Below are 3,229 nucleotides of genomic sequence, written 5' to 3' on the forward strand. Positions count from 1 at the left end.
CCGGCGGACCGGGAAACGCTCCTGACGTACATCGACGACCTGGGAGAGTGGCTGGCAGCGGAGTACACCGCCGTGCACGGCACACCGGCGGACTGATCCCCGGTCCGTGACCGGAGATCCCCGGTCCGCGGTCACCGGCCGGTCTCAGACCTGCGGGGTGTCGATCAGGCCGTGCTCCCCCAGGTACTGCATCTGCGCCCGTACCGAGAGCTCCGCGGCCGGCCAGAGACTGCGGTCGACGTCGGCGTAGACATGGGCGACGACGTCCGATGGGGTCGTGTGGCCGTTCTCGACGGCCGTCTCGACCTGGGCGAGACGATGCGCCCGGTGGGCGAGGTAGAACTCGACGGCCCCCTGTGCGTCCTCCAGGACCGGCCCGTGGCCAGGCAGGACCGTGTGCACCCCGTCGTCGACGGTGAGCGAACGCAGCCGCCGCAGGGAGTCCAGGTAGTCGCCGAGACGTCCGTCGGGGTGGGCGACGACGGTGGTACCGCGGCCCAGGACGGTGTCCCCGGTCAGGACGGCCCGGTCGGCCGGGAGATGCAAGCACAGGGAGTCCGCGGTGTGGCCGGGCGTGGGCACCACGCGCAGTTCCAGTCCGCCGACGTCGATGACGTGCCCGGCCTCCAGCCCTTCGTCACCGAGCCGCAGCATGGGATCCAGCGCCCGTATGTTCGTCCGGGTGAGCTCCGCGAAGCGCGCGGCGCCCTCGGCGTGGTCCGGGTGTCCGTGCGTGAGGAGGGTCAGCGCGATCCGCTTGCCCGCCCGCTCGGCTGTGTCGATCACCTGACGCAGGTGTACGTCGTCCAGCGGCCCCGGGTCGACTACGACGGCGAGGTCGGAGCCCGGCTCGGACAGGATCCAGGTGTTGGTGCCGTCCAGCGTCATCGGGGAGGCGTTGGGCGCCAGCACGTTCACGGCGCGGGCGGTGGCGGGCCCCGACAGGACGTCCCCCCGGGGCCGGCCGGGCAGGGCGGCTGCTTCGGTCATGGCCGGCCTCCTCCCACCGCTTCCGCGTGTTTCCCGTATGCCCGCGATGCGTACGTCATACGTCGCCCCCGGCCGGGTTTCCGGCGTTCTCGTCCCCCGCCGCGTTCTCGGCGATCCCGTTCACGTTCCCGGACGGCGCCGGGCCCTGCGGACCGGCCCCGATGTGCTTGGTGAACTCGTCGTGCCCCGGCCAGCTCAGCACCAGCCGGTCTCCGTCGAAGCGCGCCTGCGCCAGGACGGGGGTCAGGTCGCGGCCCTCGGACGCGGCCAGGGCCTCGGCGGCGTTCGCGTACGCGGAGAGCTGCCGCAGCGCGGTGATGGTGGGCGGCATCATCAGCAGCTCGCCCCTGTCGTAGCCGGCGGCGGCCTCGGCCGGGCGGATCCACACCGTGCGGTCGGCCTCCGTCGAGGCGTTCCTGGCACGCTGGCCGGCCGGCAGGGCGGCGACGAAGAACCAGGTGTCGTAGCGCCTGGTCTCGAACTCGGGGGTGATCCAGCGCGCCCAGGCGCCGAGCAGATCGGAGCGCAGATGGAGACCGCGGCGGTCGAGGAAGTCGGCGAAGGCGAGCTCCCGGTCGACGAGGGCCCGCCGGTCGGCCTCCCAGTCGTCGCCCGTGGTGTCGCCGACGACGGTGTCCGGCGCCGGCCCGGCGAGGAGCACCCCGGACTCCTCGAAGGTCTCCCGCACCGCCGCGCAGATGATGGCCTGCGCGGTGCCCGCGTCCGTCGCGAAACGTTCCGCCCAGGCCTCGCGCGAGGGACCCGCCCAGCGCACGGGACCGGCGTCGTGATCCCGGGGGTCGACGGCGCCGCCGGGGTACGCGTAAGCGCCTCCCGCGAAGGCCATGGAGGTACGCCGGCGCAGCATGTGCACCTCGGGTCCGGTTCCTGTCCCGGTTCCCGGCCCGGGCGGCCGCCCGCCGTCCGCGGCAACGGGGTCCCGCAGCAGCATCACGGTGGACGCCTGCTTCGGGACCACGGCCGTCAGCTCACCGCGCGCCAGCGCGCGGATCCGGTCCGGCCATTCGGACGGGTACCACTGACCGTTCGGCTGACGGCTCTGCTGACCATTGGACATGGCCGGATGCTATGCGCTCGCGCCGATATGTTCGAGGGGCAATCATGTGCGCGCCGCCTCGGCCGGTCCCCGGGTCTCGCGCCGCGGCGGGTGGCCTCGGTGGCCTCGGCCGTCGGCCCCGCATGCCGGTACGGGCCGCGCGACCGGTGTCCGGCCGCCGGCCGGGACGCCCGGGGTGCCCCGCACTGCGGTGCGCCCCGGGCACGCGGGACCAGGGACGAGCGCGCTGCCCGGACGGGCGGTCCGGGCAGCGCCGAGCCTCCCAAGGCGTCCGCCCATGTGCGCGCCGCATGGCCGTCCGGTGCGGCGCCCGCTCGGCACGGGCGCACGGGACCCGTCGGCACGCGCACGGCACAGTGCGCGGCCGGGTCGTGGACGTCGTCAGCCCTGGACCAGCTCCACCTGGACCTCGATCTCGACCGGCGCGTCCAGCGGGAGTACCGCCACGCCCACCGCGCTGCGCGCGTGCACGCCCCTGTCGCCCAGCACGGCGCCCAGCAGTTCGCTGGCGCCGTTCACGACGCCCGGCTGGCCGGTGAAGTCCGGGGCGGAGGCCACGAATCCGACGACCTTCACCACGCGCTCGATGCGGTCCAGGTCACCCGCCACGGACTTCACCGCGGCAAGCGCGTTCAGCGCGCACGTGGCCGCGAGTTCCTTGGCCTCCTCGGGCGTCACCTCACCGCCGACCTTGCCGGTCACCGGGAGCTTGCCTTCCACCATCGGGAGCTGGCCCGACGTGTACACGTACACACCTGACCGCACGGCCGGCTGGTACGCCGCGAGCGGCGGCACGACCTCGGGCAGCGTCAGGCCCAGTTCGGCGAGCTTCGACTCGACGGCGCCGCTCACGCCGTCTTCTCCCGCTTGAGGTAGGCCACGAGCTGCTCCGGGTTGTTCGGCCCGGGGACGACCTGGACGAGCTCCCAGCCGTCCTCGCCCCAGGTGTCCAGAATCTGCTTGGTCGCGTGCACGAGAAGGGGCACGGTCGCGTATTCCCACTTGGTCATACGGCGACTGTATCCGCTGCCGCGGCCGCTCCCCCGCCGATCCCCCGCCGCTCCCCTGCTGGTCCCGTCCCGGTCCCGTACGGGTCCCTGGCGGTCCTTCCGGAGCACCCGTGCGACGCACCGCGGGACGCACCCGTGCGGTGTCCCCGCC

4 protein-coding genes are annotated in these 3,229 nt (G+C 73.9%); all 4 read right to left on the reverse strand.

Features of this window, described 5'->3' with window-relative positions; translation table 11 throughout:
- Positions 1-144: 144 nt before the first annotated feature.
- The 4 genes from GUY61_RS36555 to GUY61_RS36570 all read right to left on the reverse strand — a co-directional run bounded on the left by GUY61_RS36555 (position 145) and on the right by GUY61_RS36570 (position 3,078).
- A complete protein-coding gene (locus GUY61_RS36555; RefSeq protein ID WP_166634605.1) occupies positions 145-990 on the reverse strand; it encodes an MBL fold metallo-hydrolase in 846 nt (281 codons plus the stop codon).
- Positions 991-1,045: 55 nt separating this feature from the next.
- Entirely contained in the window at positions 1,046-2,068 is a 1,023-nt protein-coding gene (locus tag GUY61_RS36560; RefSeq protein ID WP_243767003.1) for an NUDIX hydrolase, read from the reverse strand.
- 381 nt (positions 2,069-2,449) lie between these two features.
- Entirely contained in the window at positions 2,450-2,920 is a 471-nt protein-coding gene (locus tag GUY61_RS36565; RefSeq protein WP_166634606.1) for a RidA family protein, read from the reverse strand.
- Positions 2,917-3,078 (reverse strand): DUF4177 domain-containing protein, encoded by a 162-nt coding sequence (locus GUY61_RS36570; protein ID WP_093601778.1) that lies wholly within the window; start codon positions 3,076-3,078, stop codon positions 2,917-2,919. Before GUY61_RS36570 ends, GUY61_RS36565 begins: the two co-directional genes overlap by 4 nt.
- Positions 3,079-3,229 lie beyond the last annotated feature (151 nt).

It is taken from the genome of Streptomyces sp. GC420, from assembly GCF_009916105.1.
Lineage (GTDB): Bacteria > Actinomycetota > Actinomycetes > Streptomycetales > Streptomycetaceae > Streptomyces.

Bases quoted from the DNA above. Each gene is read 5' to 3' on its own strand.
- GUY61_RS36555 (WP_166634605.1), bottom strand. From the start codon at position 990: ATGACCGAAGCAGCCGCCCTGCCCGGCCGGCCCCGGGGGGACGTCCTG.
- GUY61_RS36560 (WP_243767003.1), bottom strand. From the start codon at position 2,068: ATGTCCAATGGTCAGCAGAGCCGTCAGCCGAACGGTCAGTGGTACCCG.
- GUY61_RS36570 (WP_093601778.1), bottom strand. From the start codon at position 3,078: ATGACCAAGTGGGAATACGCGACCGTGCCCCTTCTCGTGCACGCGACC.